The following is a 17,259-nucleotide window of genomic DNA, read 5'->3' on the forward strand; positions in this document are numbered from 1 at the left end:
ACATTTTTCTGTTTGCTTACACAAGAGATCTTGTCTCTCAATTCGATACCAGTTTACTATTCGGTTTCTATTAGTTTTTATATAGTCATAGGGATCTGATGATCCTGAGATACATTTGAGAAAGTATTGAATGAGCACTAAGACGTTTATTTTAAAAGATGAGCAAGAGACGGTAAAACTTGGCACTGCATTATCAAAGCTGTGCACACAACAAACGACTCTCTACCTGCATGGTGATCTTGGTGCTGGCAAAACAACGTTTAGCCGCGGATTTATTCGTGCTTTAGGCCATCAAGGTAATGTGAAAAGCCCAACTTATACACTGGTTGAACCTTACCAGTTGGCTGATTGGCAGGTATATCACTTCGATCTTTACCGATTAGCGGATCCTGAAGAATTAGAATTTATGGGGATCCGTGACTATTTTACTGCTGATGCGATTTGCTTGGTTGAATGGCCAGAGAAAGGCCAAGGTTTATTGCCAACATCCGATATAGATATTGAAATTCGTTACGATGGTGAACAACGCCAAGCGTTGCTGACAGCCAATAACGATTATGGACGTACGTTACTGAGTCAGTTGGAGTTATGTTGATAGGATCGCGCCTACGCCTCTTTGTTACCTTTTTTACTTTAGCGATTGCATTTATTACATCCAATGCGAGTGCGAATGTACTAGAGGGGGTTCGTGTTTGGCCCTCTCCAGATGAAACTCGCGTTGTGATTGATGTTCAATCGGAAGTCGCTTTTACCTATTTTACGTTGACTAGCCCTGAACGGTTAGTCATCGATCTTAAAAGTACCTCGTCCAAGTCTAAGCTCCCACTTACGGTAACTGACAGCGATGTATTGACGAAGATACGTGCTAGTTCTCCTCCAGAGAAAGGTACCTATCGTCTGGTATTTGAATTAAAGAAAAAATCATCACCTAAGCTGTTTACATTAGCACCGACTCCGGGAGGTCAATATGGACACCGTCTGGTGGTCGATTTACCTCATAGTGAAGCCTCATCTTCTTCAAGTTCTACATCTGGTGCTCCTGCACAAGTGAGCAGAGATGCCTCTCAGTTTTATGGCAATGCGAATATTGTTGTGGCTATTGACGCTGGACATGGTGGTGAAGACCCTGGCTCGATAGGGCCAACCAAGAAATATGAGAAAAATGCCACTCTGGCAATTTCCAAAAAACTGGTTGATCAACTGGACGCCATTCCTGGCATTAAAGGCGTACTGACTCGTCGTGGTGACTACTTCGTGAACCTCAATAAACGTTCAGAGATAGCACGTACCAACAAAGCGCATTTGTTAGTCTCGATTCACGCAGATGCTTTTGCTTCACCAAAGCCTAGAGGTGCTTCTGTGTTTGTATTGAATACTCGTCGTGCAAATACTGAAATTGCACGTTGGGTAGAGAATCACGAACAACAATCTGAGTTGCTAGGTGGTGCTGGTCAAGTTCTAGCGAAGAACAATAGTGACCGCAACGTCAGCCAAACACTATTGGATTTGCAGTTTAGTCATTCCCAAAAAGAAGGGTACAAAGTTGCAACGAATATCCTGAGTGAAATGGGTAAAGTGGCTCACTTACACAAATCTGAGCCAGTAAATGCGAGTCTTGCGGTGCTTAAATCACCGGATATTCCTTCTGTGCTTGTGGAAACAGGGTTTATTTCTAACCCAACGGAAGAGCAGCTGCTTTTCCAGCGTAGTCATCAAGACAAACTTGCACGCGCTCTGGCAAAAGCGATCACTCAATATTTTGAAGAGAATCCACCAGAAGGAACTCTGTTTGCTAACCGCAACAAGACTCAGAAATATAAAGTGCAGAGTGGTGATTCGCTATCTGCAATTGCCAACAAATACGGCACGAGTATTGATGCTATTAAGCAAACCAATAAGTTAACCAGCAATAGCTTAGCGATTGGACAAGTGATCATTATTCCAGGTGGAAGCCCGACACCAATTCCGGTACCTGTTGTCACAAACCCTATTGAAACAGAAACGATCACTCATACAGTTAGTAAAGGTGACTTTTTAGGAAAAATTGCTAGTACCTATAAAGTTTCTGTTGCTGAGATTAAACGTGAGAACAACCTAAAATCAGACACGCTTAAATTGGGGCAGAAGCTAAAAATCACTGTGAGCTTGAAAGATAAGCCATTAAGAAAACACACCGTGAAAAGAGGCGAATACTTAGGCAAGATATCGAGCCAGTATAATGTTGATATTGAAAGCGTCAGAAAAGCCAACAATTTACGCTCTGATCAACTCGCGGTTGGGCAAGTGCTCATTATTCCAAACAAGTAATCATAACTATGACGATTCAAATATTACCGGCTCGTTTGGCAAACCAAATTGCTGCGGGTGAGGTAGTAGAAAGACCTGCTTCTGTCGTGAAAGAGCTGGTAGAAAACAGTTTAGATTCAGGTGCTACACGCATCGATATTGATATCGAAAAGGGTGGCGCTAAGCTGATTCGTATCCGCGATAATGGCTGTGGCATTGCGAAAGAGGAGTTGGGTTTAGCTCTGAGTCGTCACGCTACATCGAAAATTCATACGTTGGATGATCTTGAAGCAATTGTTAGCTTAGGTTTCCGAGGTGAAGCGCTTGCCAGTATCAGCTCTGTTTCTCGTTTAACATTGACTTCACGCCCTGCGACTCAAGAGGAAGCATGGTCTGCCTATAGTGAAGGGCGTGAAATGGAAGTGAAACTTCAGCCTGCCGCGCACCCTATTGGTTCTACCGTTGAAGTCCTTGACTTGTTTTTTAATACCCCCGCTCGTCGCAAGTTTCTACGCACCGAAAAAACAGAATTTACTCATATTGATGAACTGTTAAAGCGTATCGCTTTGAGCCGTTTCGATGTGACGTTTAATTTACGCCACAATGGCAAGATGGTGCGTCAGTACCGAGCTGCAAAAACGGAAATTCAAGCTGAAAAACGCATAGCTGCCGTGTGCGGGAGTGCATTTGTTCGCTCGATGCTAAAAATAGAACTTGAGCATCAAGGATTACGTTTGCATGGTTGGATAACCACACCTGAAGGCGCTCGCCAGCAAAGTGATATTCAGTACTGCTACGTTAACGGACGTATGATGCGCGATAAGCTGATCAATCATGCTATTCGTCAAAGTTATGAAAGCAGCTTGAGAGCGGATCAATTTGCGACTTACGTGCTTTATATTGAAATCGATCCTCATCAGGTGGATGTTAACGTTCATCCAGCAAAACACGAGGTGCGATTCCATCAAGCCCGTTTAGTGCATGACTTTATTTATCAGGCATTAAGTAGTGCACTTGCGGAAAGCCATCATATTGATGCTCCAAGTATCAATGAGGGGGCATTCCACTCGAATGATACGCAAGAACCCGATACTTCTTTTGACCAATCGCAAGATGCACAGCAAAGAGCTCTCCATACGATTGAAAATTCACCTTCGTATCCAAGAAAAGCGACTACGGAGAATTCGTATGCTTCTCAAGGCGGATCTTATCAGGTGCGTGAAAATGTCCAACGTAATGAATGGGCAACCGAACGCAGCGAGTTGAAAGAATTGGAACGCAATCCGTGGATAACTTCAGACAAACCCAAAAGTAAGCCTTCTGCGGAAAGAATGCCTGCAAAGTCACCGAGCAAAGCAGAGGTTAGGGTCTATCAAGAGTTGATGACAACGCCTGATAATGATTCTACGTATTTATCGCTGAATCATGGAGATAGCCAAGAATTTCAACCGCCACAATCATATTCTGTCGCTCTTGATCATGTGGATATTGAACAGTTGGGTAAAGCAATAGCCGTGGTAGAGCAGCGCTATTTGCTGATGAACTCGCCTCAAGGCTGCGTCCTGCTGTCTTTACTAAAAGCCGAATGGTTTAAAGTGTTAGGACAGCTGAACGTTGAGCAGGGGGCTTTAAAAAGCCAACCTTTGTTAGTGCCACTATCTCTGAAAATATCGTCACAAGAAGTTTCAGCATTAGAGCGTTATCAGGCATTGTTTGCTAAGTTCGGTATTGAGTTTCAGCGTCGTTCATCGCAAAGCGTTATGTTGATGGGTGTGCCACAACCATTACGTCAGCAAAATTTACAAAATTTAGTTCAGGATCTGTTATCTTACGCGGCTTCGACCTTATCTCAGGCTGAAAGCTCTCTTGATCATCAAGTATTAGCACAATGGCTCAGCGATCATGTGGCAGTGAAAAAATCCAGCTACACTTTGTCTGAAGCAATTCAATTGATTGCGGAATTAGAGCAGTTATGGCAAGGCAAACTGCCATTGAACAATGGCAATTTCGTCAAGCCTGTCGATTTTTCAGCGACTATCCAAGCATTAAGTATTTAAGCAAAACTCATGACCAAAGAATTACCTCTAGCTCTGTTTCTTATGGGGCCAACTGCATCGGGCAAAACTGAACTGGCAATTCGCCTCCGTCAAAAGTACCCGATAGAAATCATCAGTGTTGATTCGGCTCTGATTTACAAGGGTATGGATATTGGTACAGCGAAGCCGGATGTGCGAGAGCAGGAGCTTGCTCCACATCGATTAATCGATATTTTGGATCCAAGTGAATCCTATTCTGCTGCGGATTTTCGTCGTGACGCGCTCAAAGAAATGAACGATATTGTGGCTGAAGGTAAGATCCCACTTCTCGTGGGTGGCACTATGTTGTATTACAAAGCGTTGTTGGAAGGGTTATCACCACTTCCAGCCGCGGATCCTGAAATTCGTCAGCAGATTGAGAAGGAATCGGTTGAGCTCGGTTGGGATGCATTGCACGACCAACTAAAAGTCATCGACCCAGTTTCTGCTGAGAGAATCCACCCAAATGATCCACAAAGATTGTCTAGGGCATTGGAAGTTTATCGAATTTCAGGTAAAACTCTAACTGAGCTGACTAAAACGAAAGGAGAACCACTTCCATTTCGTGTTAAGCAGTTCGCGATAGCACCCAAGGAAAGGGCAGAGCTCCATCGTCGAATTGAGCTAAGATTCGAAAAAATGGTTGAGAATGGATTTGAAGATGAAATGAAAGCACTCTATGCTCGAAAAGATCTTCATCCGGATTTGCCATCAATTCGATGTGTTGGCTACAGACAGATGTGGGACTATTTGGATGGTAATTGCACTTTAGATGAAGCGATCTTTCGTGGTGTCTGTGCAACCCGTCAATTGGCCAAGCGTCAGATCACTTGGTTGCGCAGCTGGGATGATCTAACTTGGTTAGATAGCGAAAACATTGATCTTGCATTCGAAACTGTTTCAAATGCCATAGCGTTAGACTGATTTCGCTGTGTATAATGTGATCGCTTTTGCGTAATTTACCCTGTCAGGGATCGTTACTTGTTTTTGGTCGTTTCATCACCATATCTTGTAACAACGGGGTTTTATTCGTTTAGCTCATAGGCATGGTCGGCACAGACTTTTTAGTGCACCGCTAGCTAAATAACTACAACAAAATACAAATAAGGAAAATAAAAATGGCTAAGGGGCAATCTCTACAAGACCCATTCTTAAATGCATTACGTCGCGAGCGTATTCCAGTTTCTATCTATCTGGTTAACGGCATTAAGCTACAAGGCCAAATTGAGTCTTTCGATCAATTTGTGATCCTATTGAAGAACACAGTTAACCAAATGGTTTACAAGCACGCTATTTCTACTGTGGTACCTGCTCGTCCAGTAAGTCACCACACTGCAGAACGTTCTCCTTCAGATCGTCCTTCAGAGAAATCAGAAGATTAATATTAAAAATATAAAGCTATATTTATTAAGGAGTTGGTAGCTTGTTTGACCGTTATGAAGCCGGTGAGCGAGCCGTACTTGTTCATATCAACTTCACACAACAGGGTGAATGGGAAGACCTCAGCGAGTGTCAAATGCTGGTGTCTTCCGCAGGAGTAGAGACACTTCAAGTTGTTACAGGAAGCCGTCAAACTCCTCACCCTAAATATTTTGTTGGTGAAGGTAAAGCCCAAGAGATCGCACAAGCGGTACAAGCGACAGAAGCAAATGTCGTGATCTTTAACCATTCCCTTTCTCCTGCCCAAGAACGTAACCTCGAACATCTCTGTCAGTGTCGTGTCGTTGACCGTACTGGTTTGATCCTCGATATCTTTGCTCAGCGCGCTCGTACCCACGAAGGTAAATTGCAAGTTGAGTTGGCACAGTTACGTCATATCTCGACTCGTTTGATTCGCGGTTGGACTCACTTGGAGCGTCAGAAAGGTGGTATCGGTCTACGTGGACCGGGTGAAACTCAGTTAGAGACCGACAGACGTTTGCTGCGTGAGCGTATTAAAGCGATTTTGCGTCGTTTAGAGCGAGTAGCTAAGCAGCGTGAACAAGGTAGACGTGCCAGAACCCGAGCAGAGATACCTACAGTATCATTGGTTGGTTATACCAACGCGGGTAAGTCGACCCTATTTAACCGAATTACAGAGGCAGGTGTTTATGCCGCAGACCAATTGTTTGCGACACTAGATCCTACTCTGAGAAAAATTGAACTTAGCGATGTTGGTCCTGCAATTTTGGCTGACACGGTAGGGTTTATTCGTCATCTTCCGCACGATTTAGTAGCGGCATTTAAGGCGACGTTACAAGAAACACAAGAAGCTGACATTTTGTTACATGTTGTTGATGCCAGCGATGACCGTTTTCGTGAGAATATTCAAGCTGTAAATGATGTGTTACAGGAGATTGATGCTCACGAAGTACCATCCCTGCTAATCATGAACAAGATTGACAATCTAGACGTTCAAGAGCCTCGCATTGAAAGAGATGACGAGGGTGTGCCGAGAACCGTATGGATTTCGGCAATGGATGGCTTAGGCATTGATCTGCTATTCCAAGCTTTAACAGAGCGTCTGGCTAGCCAAATAGTCGAACATAAACTACGTGTTCCGCCGCAACATCAAGGCAGAATTCGCAGTACTTTCTTCCAAATGAAGTGTATTCAAGATGAAGAATATGATTCTGAGGGCAATTTGCTGATATCAATTCGTATGCAGCAAGTAGATTGGTCTAGACTAGAAAAAAGAGAAGAGGCAGTTTTACGTGACTTTATAGTTACTTAAAGGACTGCTAGAGTATAACGTCATATCAAATGATGGAGCTTTCTAATGGCGTGGAATGAGCCCGGAAATAACAACGGCAACAATGGCCGCGATAATGACCCTTGGGGTAATAACAATAATCGCGGTGATAAAGGCGGCCGTGAGCAAGGTCCGCCAGATTTAGACGAAGTATTTAACAAACTGAGTCAAAAACTGGGTGGAAAATTTGGTAACAAAGGTAGAAGCGGTAAAGGGCCTTCTTTCTCTGGTGGTGGTGCCATTGGTTTTGGTGTTATCGCTGTTATCGCAATTGCTATCTGGTTCTTTGCTGGTTTCTATACCATCAGCGAAGCTGAGCGCGGTGTGGTTTTACGATTAGGTAAATATGACCGTATCGTTGACCCAGGTTTGAACTGGCGTCCTCGCTTTATTGATGAAGTTACACCAGTGAACATTCAAGCAATCCGTTCAATGCGTGCGTCTGGTCTAATGCTGACTAAAGATGAAAACGTTGTGACAGTAGCAATGGATGTTCAATACCGTGTATCTGATCCGTTCAAATACTTGTACCGAGTGACTAATGCAGACGATAGCTTACGCCAAGCGACAGACTCAGCATTACGCGCGGTGATTGGTGACTCACTGATGGATAGCATCCTAACCAGTGGCCGCCAACAAATTCGTCAAAGTACTCAAGAGACGTTAAATCAAGTTATTGATAGTTACGACATGGGCTTAATGATTGTTGACGTAAACTTCCAATCTGCGCGTCCGCCAGAGCAAGTTAAAGATGCCTTTGACGATGCAATTGCGGCTCGTGAGGATGAAGAACGTTTCATTCGTGAAGCAGAAGCTTATAAGAACGAAATTCTTCCTAAAGCGACTGGTCGTGCAGAGCGTCTGAAAAAAGAAGCTTTGGGTTACAGCGAGCGTGTGGTTAACGAATCATTAGGTCAAGTTGCTCAGTTTGAGAAACTACTACCTGAGTATAAAGCTGCGCCTGAAGTTACACGTAACCGTCTGTATCTAGATACGATGGAAGAGGTATACAGCAATACGTCTAAAGTGCTGATTGATTCAGAATCGAGCGGTAATTTGCTTTACCTACCGATTGATAAGTTAGCAGGCCAACAGGCAGCTCCGACTAAACGTGCAGATAAGTCTTCATCGACTTATGACAACATTGAGTTAGAGTCTCAGCGTTCAGCTACTGATAGCGAAACTGATGCTCAAAACCGTTCAACTACTTCACGTCAAGGGAGATACTAATAATGCGTAAGTTAATGATCCCTGTAGTGGTTGTTGTTCTTGCTCTGTTGTTGATGTCTATGTTCGTTATCCCTGAAGGGGAGAAAGGCTTTGTTATTCGATTCGGTCGAGTAATGAAAGACAATAACGATGCAGCGAAAATCTACGAGCCGGGCTTACACTTTAAAATGCCTCTGTTTGATCGTGTGAAATCTTTAGATGCGCGTATTCAAACTATGGATGGACGTTCTGACCGTTTCGTAACGTCAGAGAAAAAAGACGTGATCATCGATACGTATGTTAAGTGGCGTATTAAAGACTTCGGTCAATACTACTTAGCAACGGGTGGTGGTAATGCTCTGACTGCAGAAGCACTACTTGAGCGTAAAGTGACAGACGTGCTGCGTTCAGAAATCGGTTCTCGCGAAATTAAGCAGATCGTTTCTGGTCCTCGTAACAAAGATGTGTTGCCAGACAGCTCTGACTCAGAAGTAGTCACGACTGAAGCAGCGAAGCAAGCACTAGAGATTGATGGTCAACGTGACCAAATCATGGCGAACGTACTTAACGATACTCGTCAAAGTGCGATGAAAGACCTTGGTGTAGAAGTGGTTGATTTCCGTATGAAGAAAATCAACTTACCTGATGAAATCAGTGAGTCTATCTATCGTCGTATGCGTGCTGAGCGTGAATCTGTTGCTCGTAAACACCGTTCTCAAGGTCGTGAGAAGGCAGAAGTTATTCGTGCACAAGCAGAACTTGAAGTGGCGACTATCCTAGCTGAAGCAGACAAAACAGCCCGTGTTACACGTGGTGAAGCGGATGCGAAAGCAGCGAAGATCTATTCTGAAGCGTATAACAAAGACCCTGAGTTCTTCGGCTTTGTTCGTTCACTAAAAGCTTATGAGAAATCATTCAGCCAGAAAGGTGACATTCTAGTGTTGGATCCGAAGAGTGACTTCTTCCAATACATGAATAACGCAAAAGGCACTTCTGCGAAGTAATGAATTGAAGTATTGATAAAAAGGCTCCTTTGGGAGCCTTTTCTTATGGTCCTGTTTTTATGACGCCATATTTATGGAGAAAACAACAATGAGTAATTCACTTTGGATGGCACTGGGTTTAGTGCTGGTGGCTGAAGGGCTGGGGCCTCTTGTTGCACCAAACGGTTGGCGCCAAATGGTCGCTCAGCTGAGCGAGCAACCAGATAACCAACTTAGACGGATTGGTGGCTGCCTAGTGGTGGCTGGTGCAGTGATAGCCTATTACTTTTCTTGAATCCCTAACATTGAATAAGCAGGGATATTGAATACGCAAGCCATTGTTTATGTAAAACTCACTATTGAGTTGAGATTCTAGTAATGTGGCGGTGGCGGCTCTTTACTTGGGTCCGCCATACTAGACGTCTCCATGTTCTTCATTTTCCCTACCACATATGTCATTTGATCTTTCATCTTGTTGATCAAAAGCTGTTGTTGAGAAAGAGCTTCGTTAAGCTCATCAATAGTCTGCTCTTGAAACGCAACCTTGCATTCCAAATCTTCAATACGTTGTTCTAACTGTACTGTGTGTTGTTCTGTCATCGTAATACCCAGATGTGGTTTTCAGGCTTATTTGTCTATCTGCCAGGCTTGTGCAATTCCTGCAGAAGTACCTGAAATGATCCGCTGTTTTGAATCGAAGGCGGCATCATACACTACTGCTCGTGGTGGACGTGCATCTTTTCTCGGCTCAGCTTCATAGCTCTCAAGTTTGTCGCCGCTTTTACTGTCCCAAATTTCAATTCGACTGGAGGGTGTTCCAGTCACTAAAAACGCCCCATCATCAGAAAAACGTGCGCTGGAAAAGATCAATTGTCTTGAGAAACTGTGCAGTTGAGTTTGTTTGATACCGCTTGGCAATTGCCAAATAAAGGATTCATCACCGCCATCAGAAGTAAAAGCGAGCTGCCCGTCTCGCTGCAATGCCACACGATTTACTCTCTGTTGGTGTTCAAAGCTATGGATGATTTGCCCAGTTTTTGTGTCCCAGAAGTAAGCTTTATAGTCGTTACCACCAGTAAGGGCGTAGCGGCCATTAGGGGAGAGTGCAACGGAATTGACTTTTTCTTGGTGAGCAAGGAACTCCATGCGGCGTCCGCTGACTAAATCGACGTAAATGGCTTTGCCATTAGACAGACCAAGCAAGACTTGTTGCCCATCACTGCTGATATCAATGTCGCGGATCAAACCGTCAGATATTGACCACAAGCCTTTCGCTTGTGACCAAGCAAGATTCCAAACGGCAAAATTAATTTGGCTAGCTGTAACGGCAAATTGCCCATTATCTGAAATGCGGATGCGCGACACCGTGTTTTGTTGTGGGTCTTGTGCGCCGAGTTCGGCGAGTTTCTCTCGTGAGTTTAAATCCCAAAGAACCAATTGGTGTTCCTGGGAATAGATGAGTGCGAATCGTCCGTCACGGCTTAAGCCGAAACTGGCAGAACCATTAGGTTCTAAATCCCAGCGTTCCAGCTCTTTTCCAGAGAAAAAGCAGCCGTTTAACGCAACAATGACAGTAAAACATAGGGTGAGATGGTAAATTATCCGCATTAGGTCTAATTATCCGTAGAGACAATCTCAAAACATACCGCTATATTGGTACAACTTTTCGTGATGCACCAGTTAGACAACTGGTTTTATGCATGATAACTCAAGCTTTATCAATAAAATAAGCTTTGCCAACAAATTGGAGAATTCAATGAAATCACTATTTAAAGTGTCACTGCTAGCTGCAACAGTTATGCTCGCTGTCGGTTGCCAAAAAGATGAAGCACCGAAAGCGGAAGCGACTCCAGCAGCACAAGAGCAACAAGCAGTCACTTTTAAAACGGACGATGATAAAGCGGCATACGCTATTGGTGTTTCTTTCGCGAACTACCTAAATACTAGCCTAGATAAGCCTCGTGAAATCGGTATTGAGCTAAACAAAGATCTTGTACTTCAGGGTATTGAACACGTTTTCGCTGGCAAAGCAGAACTTACTGAAGAAGATACTCGCGCAGCGCTAGAAGCTCTAGACAAGCGTGTTGCTGAAACTATGCAAGCGAAAGCTGCAGAGAAAGCTGCTGCAAATAAAGAAGCGGGTGATAAGTTCCGCTCTGAGTTTGAAGCTCTAGAAGGCGTAAAGAAAACTGAATCTGGTCTACTTTACCAAGTGATCACACCAGCAGAAGGTGAGCAGCCAAAAGAAACTGATACTGTTCAAGTACATTACAAAGGTACGCTGACTGACGGTACTCAGTTTGACAGCTCTTACGATCGTGGCGAGCCTGCAACGTTCCCTCTAAACCGCGTTATCCCAGGTTGGACTGAGGGTGTTCAGTTGATGCCTGTTGGTTCAAAATTCAAGTTTGTTATCCCGCCAGAACTAGCATACGGTGAGCAAGACACACCAACGATTCCAGCTAACTCAACGCTAGTATTTGAAGTTGAACTGCTAAAAATTGATAGCGGTGAAGCCGCGGCTCAATAAGTTATCTCAAGCTCAGTTATCTAGTGGTAACAAAGCAGCTAACTAAAGTTGATGAAAAGGTCTGATTGGTTCAGACCTTTTTTCTTTCAGTGAGCTTCACCACATAATTTGTTTCAAGTCACTTGTTAGTGATATAGCTAAGCATTCAAATAAAATTTTCTGATAGACTTACAACAATTTGTTGATTTTGCGTTTTAAGGTCAAAGTACAGTGACAACAACAGAAACATTTAACAATGCAGATATGCTGCTCGAAATGGAATCCGTTCATGTGAAACCATTCACTGAGCATGACAAAGTAATTTTGCGCTCTTATGAGGCTGTTGTAGATGGTATTGCCAGCTTAATTGGTCCTTTTTGTGAGATTGTTTTGCACTCATTAGAAGATTTAAATACCTCTGCAATTAAAATCGCTAACGGTGAAAACACAGGTCGCCAAGTAGGGTCGCCTATTACCGATCTTGCTTTAAAAATGCTGCGCGATATTGAAGGCTCAGAACGCAATTTTTCACGTTCTTATTTCACACGTGCAAAAGGCGGAGTGTTGATGAAGTCGATTACGGTTGCTATCCGTAATGGTGAAAACCGTGTAATTGGGTTGTTGTGCATTAACGTCAACCTTGACGCACCTTTCTCTCAAGTACTTCAATCTTTCATGCCTACTCAAGAAGCACAAGATGCTGCCTCTTCAGTAAACTTTGCGAGCGATGTAGAAGAACTTGTTGACCAAACGGTTGAGCGCACTATTGAAGAAATCAACACCGATAAAACGGTGTCGAACAATACTAAGAACCGTCAAATCGTCATGGCACTGTTCGATAAGGGCATCTTTGATATTAAAGATGCGATTAACCGTGTTGCTGACCGACTAAACATCTCTAAGCACACTGTTTACCTGTATATTCGTCAGCGTAAAACAGAGGACGATGAAGCGTGAGTTCAAGTCCTGCTTCGTTGAGTTACTCTTTAGTGGTCAATGGGTCTGTTTACGGAACGCAGTCTGCACGTAATGCGTATCTGTTTGCACAAACTTTGATAGAAAAAGGGCACCAGTTGAAAAGTGTCTTTTTCTATCAAGATGGTGTGTTCAATGCGTCAAAACTGACCGTACCTGCCAATGATGAGTTTGATTTAGTCAAAGCTTGGCAATCATTGGCTGTTAAGTATCAAGTTCGTCTGGAAACCTGTGTTGCAGCAGCACTACGTCGTGGCGTCATTGGGCAAGATGAAGCAAGCCAACATCAATTGCCTTCAAGTAATCTGGCAGAACACTTTGAGCAATCAGGATTGGGAAGCTTAGCGGAAGCTTTGTTGAGTCAGGATAGAGTGGTTCAATTTTGAAAAAAGTCGCTTTTATTTTTCATACACCTCCCCATGGTTCTTCTTCTGCTCGTGAAGGGTTGGACGCGATTTTAGCTGCCTCTGCGTATTCGGAAGAGCTAGCTGTTTTCTTTGTTGGTGAAGGGGTGTTACAGCTGCTAAATGGGCAGGATCCGTCTCAAGTACTGAGCCGAGACTATATCAGTGCGTTTAAACTGCTGGATTTGTATGATATTGAGCAGCGTTATATTTGCGCACAGGGCTTGCAAGAGTGGGGATTAGAGCCGAACGATTTAATTATCGATGGTGAAGTTATCTCTCCACAGCAAATTGCAGAGCACTGGAACGAGTTCGACCAACTGCTAACTTTCTAAGGTGTACAAGTGCTACATATCGTAAAATCTTTGGAAAAACTGAAGCTTGTGACTCGCTATCTACAGCCCACAGACGAACTTCTGCTGGTGGAAAATGCCGTCTATGCATCCAGTAAATATTCTGAACATTTTGACCAAATCACTTTGGCTAGTCAGGTATTTGCCTTGCAAGAGGATCTCCAAGCCCGTGGTTGGTCAGAAAAAGCCGCAGAAAACATTCAAATTATCAATAGATTTGAGTTCGTTGAGTTAACAGTAAACCATTCAAAATCAATATCTTGGTAACTAATTATTTATTTACCAACTTCAGGTCGGTTTTCTGCTCGGTAACGGGCTAAAAAAAGATCTGTATATTTCTTGACACACATCTCACTGCTGCATAGAATTTTGCGTCCCTATTTACGCATTGTGAATAGGGATAGATTTTTCACAAAGCTAATTTCAGCAAATCAGGAGCTAGTTAATGGCAACTATTAACCAGTTGGTTCGCAAGCCACGTGCAAAGCAAGTTGTTAAAAGCAACGTGCCAGCACTAGAAGCGTGCCCACAAAAACGTGGTGTATGTACTCGTGTTTACACTACTACACCTAAAAAACCTAACTCAGCACTTCGTAAAGTTTGTCGTGTACGTCTAACAAACGGCTTCGAAGTGACTTCGTACATCGGCGGTGAAGGTCACAACCTTCAAGAGCACTCTGTTGTTCTAATCCGTGGTGGTCGTGTTAAAGACCTTCCAGGTGTGCGTTACCACACCGTTCGTGGTGCACTTGACTGTGCAGGCGTGAACGATCGTAAACAAGCTCGTTCTAAGTACGGTGTGAAGCGTCCTAAGTCTTAATGGATTCCGTTAAGTAAGGCCAAACACTAAATTAATTATTGTATATTTGAAGAAACTGAAAAGTTTTGGATAACCTGAAGAAGACAACGGAGAATATTCCATGCCACGTCGTCGCGTTATTGGTCAGCGTAAGATCCTTCCAGATCCAAAGTTCAAATCTGAACTGCTGGCAAAATTCGTTAACATCCTTATGGTTGACGGTAAAAAATCTACTGCAGAAAAAATCGTTTACACTGCACTAGACACTATGGCTGAGAAATCTGGTAAAGATCACTTAGCTGTATTTGAAGAAGCTCTTGAAAATGTACGCCCAGCGGTAGAAGTTAAATCTCGCCGTGTTGGTGGTTCTACTTACCAAGTTCCAGTAGAAGTACGTCCGGTTCGCCGTAACGCACTTGCTATGCGTTGGTTAGTTGAAGCTGCGCGTAAGCGTGGTGAAAAATCTATGGCTGCTCGCCTAGCTGCTGAAATGCTAGACGCGTCAGAAAACAAAGGTACAGCTGTTAAGAAACGTGAAGACGTTCACCGTATGGCTGAAGCGAACAAAGCGTTTGCTCATTACCGTTGGTAATACCTTTTCAGTGCTGCAAGGTTCCTTGCAGCACTTCTTTAGTTCCTATGCTTATGCTAGGAACTATTGCTATATCTAGAGGTTCGTTTTTTAGCTAACAATAGTTTTTGAACTGACAATCACTTTTAGCTATAGCAATAGTCCCTATCTCTAATAAGAGGATTCAATCGTGGCTCGCAAAACTCCTATTGAGCGCTACCGTAACATCGGTATCTGTGCTCACGTAGATGCAGGTAAGACAACGACTACAGAACGTATTCTGTTCTACACTGGCCTTTCTCACAAAATCGGCGAAGTTCACGATGGCGCCGCAACCATGGACTGGATGGAGCAGGAGCAAGAACGTGGTATCACTATCACTTCAGCTGCGACTACGACTTTCTGGCGTGGTATGGAAGCACAATTCCAAGATCATCGCATCAACATCATCGATACCCCTGGACACGTTGACTTTACTATCGAAGTAGAGCGTTCACTTCGCGTGCTAGATGGTGCAGTGGTTGTATTCTGTGGAGCTTCAGGTGTTGAACCTCAGTCTGAAACTGTATGGCGTCAAGCAAACAAATACCACGTACCACGTATCGTATTTGTAAACAAAATGGACCGTGCAGGCGCAGATTTCTTACGCGTTATCGATCAAATTAAACATCGTCTTGGTGCAACTCCGGTTCCAATCCAATTAAACATTGGTGCGGAAGAAGAGTTTAAAGGTGTTATCGACCTTATCAAGATGAAAGCTATCAACTGGAATGAAGCCGACCAAGGCATGACGTTCACATACGAAGACATTCCAGCTGACATGCAAGAACTTGCTGAAGAATGGCGTAGTCACTTGGTTGAGACTGCAGCAGAAGCAAGCGAAGAATTGATGGAAAAATACCTTGATGATGGTGAGCTGACTGAAGCTGAAATCAAGCAAGCGTTACGTCAACGTACACTAAATAACGAAATCGTACTGGCTACTTGTGGTAGTGCGTTTAAAAACAAAGGTGTACAAGCAGTTCTGGATGCGGTTGTTGAATATCTACCAGCTCCGATTGACGTACCTTCAATCAAAGGTGTTGATGAAAACGATCATGAAGTTGAGCGTCATGCTGACGACAATGAACCGTTTTCTGCACTAGCATTCAAGATTGCGACTGACCCATTTGTGGGTACGCTAACTTTCATGCGTGTTTATTCTGGTGTTGTGAACTCAGGTGATGCTGTTTATAACTCAGTAAAACAGAAGAAAGAGCGCTTTGGTCGAATCGTACAAATGCATGCTAACAAGCGTGAAGAAATTAAAGAAGTTCGTGCTGGCGATATCGCCGCAGCGATCGGTCTGAAAGACGTAACGACAGGTGACACTCTGTGTGACCAGAACCACAAAGTGATTCTGGAGCGTATGGAATTCCCTGAACCGGTTATTCAGATCGCAGTAGAGCCACGCTCTACAGCTGACCAAGAGAAAATGGCAATTGCACTGGGTAAACTAGCTGCAGAAGACCCATCTTTCCGCGTTGAAACTGACCAAGAAACGGGTCAAACGCTTATCTCTGGTATGGGCGAGCTTCACCTAGACATCATCGTTGATCGTATGAAACGCGAATTCAGCGTTGACTGCAACGTGGGTAAACCTCAGGTTGCTTACCGTGAAACCATTCGTGGTAAATCGGAAGTAGAAGGCAAATTTGTTCGTCAGTCAGGTGGTCGTGGTCAATACGGTCACGTTTGGCTGAAGATTGAACCTGCTGAAGTAGGTCAGGGCTTTGTCTTCGTTGACGAGATCGTTGGTGGTGCAATTCCTAAGGAATTCATCGCTCCGGTAGCGAAAGGTATCGAGGAGCAAATGAACAACGGTGTGTTAGCTGGCTACCCAGTTTTGGATGTTAAGGCTACACTATTTGATGGTTCATTCCACGATGTCGACTCAAGTGAGATGGCGTTTAAAATCGCTGGCTCAATGGCATTCAAGAAAGGTGCGCTTGAAGCAAACCCAGTTATTCTTGAACCGCTAATGAAAGTTGAAGTAACCACTCCAGAAGATTGGATGGGTGATGTTGTTGGTGACTTAAACCGTCGTCGCGGCATGATCGAAGGTATGGATGATGGCCTTGCTGGTCTGAAAATTATCCATGCTAAAGTACCTCTCTCTGAGATGTTTGGTTATGCAACGGACCTACGTTCTGCGACCCAAGGCCGTGCTTCTTACTCTATGGAGTTTTGTGAGTACGCTGAGGTTCCTAAAAATATTGCGGAAGCAATTATTGCGGAACGCGGTTAACGTTATTTGATTAATAACGAATCTATTGCGCTGACGAGCGTTGGCGCATAAAATAGCAAATTCTGGCGCGCCTTGAG

At 43.8% G+C, this 17,259-nt stretch carries 19 protein-coding genes; 17 read left to right on the plus strand and 2 right to left on the minus strand.

Annotated elements, in window-relative coordinates; genetic code table 11:
• Nucleotides 1–130: 130 nt before the first annotated feature.
• From tsaE to ACOSVQ_RS17860, 9 genes are all read left to right on the plus strand, one after another.
• Nucleotides 131–595, plus strand: coding sequence for a tRNA (adenosine(37)-N6)-threonylcarbamoyltransferase complex ATPase subunit type 1 TsaE (gene tsaE / locus ACOSVQ_RS17820; RefSeq protein ID WP_457511443.1), 465 nt, complete (start codon nucleotides 131–133; stop codon nucleotides 593–595).
• Complete coding sequence (locus ACOSVQ_RS17825) at nucleotides 589–2,307, plus strand: N-acetylmuramoyl-L-alanine amidase (RefSeq protein ID WP_491983785.1); 1,719 nt, start codon at nucleotides 589–591, stop codon at nucleotides 2,305–2,307. Before tsaE ends, ACOSVQ_RS17825 begins: the two co-directional genes overlap by 7 nt.
• An 8-nt stretch (nucleotides 2,308–2,315) precedes the next feature.
• Nucleotides 2,316–4,343, plus strand: a complete 2,028-nt coding sequence (mutL, locus tag ACOSVQ_RS17830) for a DNA mismatch repair endonuclease MutL (RefSeq protein ID WP_491983786.1) — start codon at nucleotides 2,316–2,318, stop codon at nucleotides 4,341–4,343.
• Nucleotides 4,344–4,352: 9 nt separating this feature from the next.
• Nucleotides 4,353–5,285: a tRNA (adenosine(37)-N6)-dimethylallyltransferase MiaA gene (miaA, locus tag ACOSVQ_RS17835; protein WP_491983787.1), complete on the plus strand. Its 933-nt coding sequence runs from the start codon at nucleotides 4,353–4,355 to the stop codon at nucleotides 5,283–5,285.
• 194 nt (nucleotides 5,286–5,479) lie between these two features.
• Entirely contained in the window at nucleotides 5,480–5,743 is a 264-nt protein-coding gene (gene hfq, locus ACOSVQ_RS17840) for an RNA chaperone Hfq (RefSeq protein WP_042490235.1), read from the plus strand.
• A 41-nt stretch (nucleotides 5,744–5,784) separates the two neighbouring features.
• Entirely contained in the window at nucleotides 5,785–7,074 is a 1,290-nt protein-coding gene (gene hflX / locus ACOSVQ_RS17845; protein ID WP_491983788.1) for a ribosome rescue GTPase HflX, read from the plus strand.
• A gap of 45 nt (nucleotides 7,075–7,119) precedes the next feature.
• Nucleotides 7,120–8,322, plus strand: a complete 1,203-nt coding sequence (hflK, locus tag ACOSVQ_RS17850) for an FtsH protease activity modulator HflK (RefSeq protein WP_491983789.1) — start codon at nucleotides 7,120–7,122, stop codon at nucleotides 8,320–8,322.
• 2 nt (nucleotides 8,323–8,324) lie between these two features.
• Nucleotides 8,325–9,305, plus strand: coding sequence for a protease modulator HflC (hflC, locus tag ACOSVQ_RS17855; protein WP_491983790.1), 981 nt, complete (start codon nucleotides 8,325–8,327; stop codon nucleotides 9,303–9,305).
• 88 nt (nucleotides 9,306–9,393) lie between these two features.
• Nucleotides 9,394–9,579: a DUF2065 domain-containing protein gene (locus ACOSVQ_RS17860; RefSeq protein ID WP_491983791.1), complete on the plus strand. Its 186-nt coding sequence runs from the start codon at nucleotides 9,394–9,396 to the stop codon at nucleotides 9,577–9,579.
• 77 nt (nucleotides 9,580–9,656) lie between these two features.
• Here ACOSVQ_RS17860 and ACOSVQ_RS17865 read toward each other — a convergent pair whose 3' ends face one another.
• Nucleotides 9,657–9,884: a SlyX family protein gene (locus tag ACOSVQ_RS17865; protein ID WP_491983792.1), complete on the minus strand. Its 228-nt coding sequence runs from the start codon at nucleotides 9,882–9,884 to the stop codon at nucleotides 9,657–9,659.
• Between the two features lie 27 nt (nucleotides 9,885–9,911).
• The gene (locus ACOSVQ_RS17870; protein WP_491983793.1) at nucleotides 9,912–10,892 is read right to left on the minus strand and encodes a WD40 repeat domain-containing protein; all 981 of its coding nucleotides are present in this window, start codon (nucleotides 10,890–10,892) and stop codon (nucleotides 9,912–9,914) included.
• Nucleotides 10,893–11,040: 148 nt separating this feature from the next.
• Here ACOSVQ_RS17870 and fkpA point away from each other — a divergent pair, with 148 nt between their 5' ends.
• The 8 genes from fkpA (at nucleotide 11,041) to fusA (ending at nucleotide 17,182) form a co-directional block, all read left to right on the plus strand.
• Complete coding sequence (fkpA, locus tag ACOSVQ_RS17875) at nucleotides 11,041–11,814, plus strand: FKBP-type peptidyl-prolyl cis-trans isomerase (RefSeq protein WP_491983794.1); 774 nt, start codon at nucleotides 11,041–11,043, stop codon at nucleotides 11,812–11,814.
• 210 nt (nucleotides 11,815–12,024) lie between these two features.
• Entirely contained in the window at nucleotides 12,025–12,750 is a 726-nt protein-coding gene (locus tag ACOSVQ_RS17880; protein WP_042490253.1) for a helix-turn-helix transcriptional regulator, read from the plus strand.
• 17 nt (nucleotides 12,751–12,767) lie between these two features.
• The gene (tusD, locus tag ACOSVQ_RS17885) at nucleotides 12,768–13,154 is read left to right on the plus strand and encodes a sulfurtransferase complex subunit TusD (protein WP_491983822.1); all 387 of its coding nucleotides are present in this window, start codon (nucleotides 12,768–12,770) and stop codon (nucleotides 13,152–13,154) included.
• Nucleotides 13,151–13,507: a sulfurtransferase complex subunit TusC gene (gene tusC, locus ACOSVQ_RS17890; RefSeq protein ID WP_491983795.1), complete on the plus strand. Its 357-nt coding sequence runs from the start codon at nucleotides 13,151–13,153 to the stop codon at nucleotides 13,505–13,507. The genes tusD and tusC overlap by 4 nt, the downstream gene beginning before the upstream one ends.
• Nucleotides 13,508–13,516: 9 nt before the next feature.
• Nucleotides 13,517–13,792 (plus strand): sulfurtransferase complex subunit TusB, encoded by a 276-nt coding sequence (gene tusB, locus ACOSVQ_RS17895; RefSeq protein WP_491983796.1) that lies wholly within the window; start codon nucleotides 13,517–13,519, stop codon nucleotides 13,790–13,792.
• 178 nt (nucleotides 13,793–13,970) lie between these two features.
• Entirely contained in the window at nucleotides 13,971–14,345 is a 375-nt protein-coding gene (gene rpsL / locus ACOSVQ_RS17900) for a 30S ribosomal protein S12 (protein ID WP_005595139.1), read from the plus strand.
• A gap of 100 nt (nucleotides 14,346–14,445) precedes the next feature.
• Nucleotides 14,446–14,916 (plus strand): 30S ribosomal protein S7, encoded by a 471-nt coding sequence (gene rpsG, locus ACOSVQ_RS17905; RefSeq protein ID WP_042490263.1) that lies wholly within the window; start codon nucleotides 14,446–14,448, stop codon nucleotides 14,914–14,916.
• A gap of 169 nt (nucleotides 14,917–15,085) precedes the next feature.
• Complete coding sequence (fusA, locus tag ACOSVQ_RS17910) at nucleotides 15,086–17,182, plus strand: elongation factor G (protein WP_491983797.1); 2,097 nt, start codon at nucleotides 15,086–15,088, stop codon at nucleotides 17,180–17,182.
• Nucleotides 17,183–17,259 lie beyond the last annotated feature (77 nt).

It is taken from the genome of Vibrio sp. HM8-C (genome assembly GCF_058630515.1).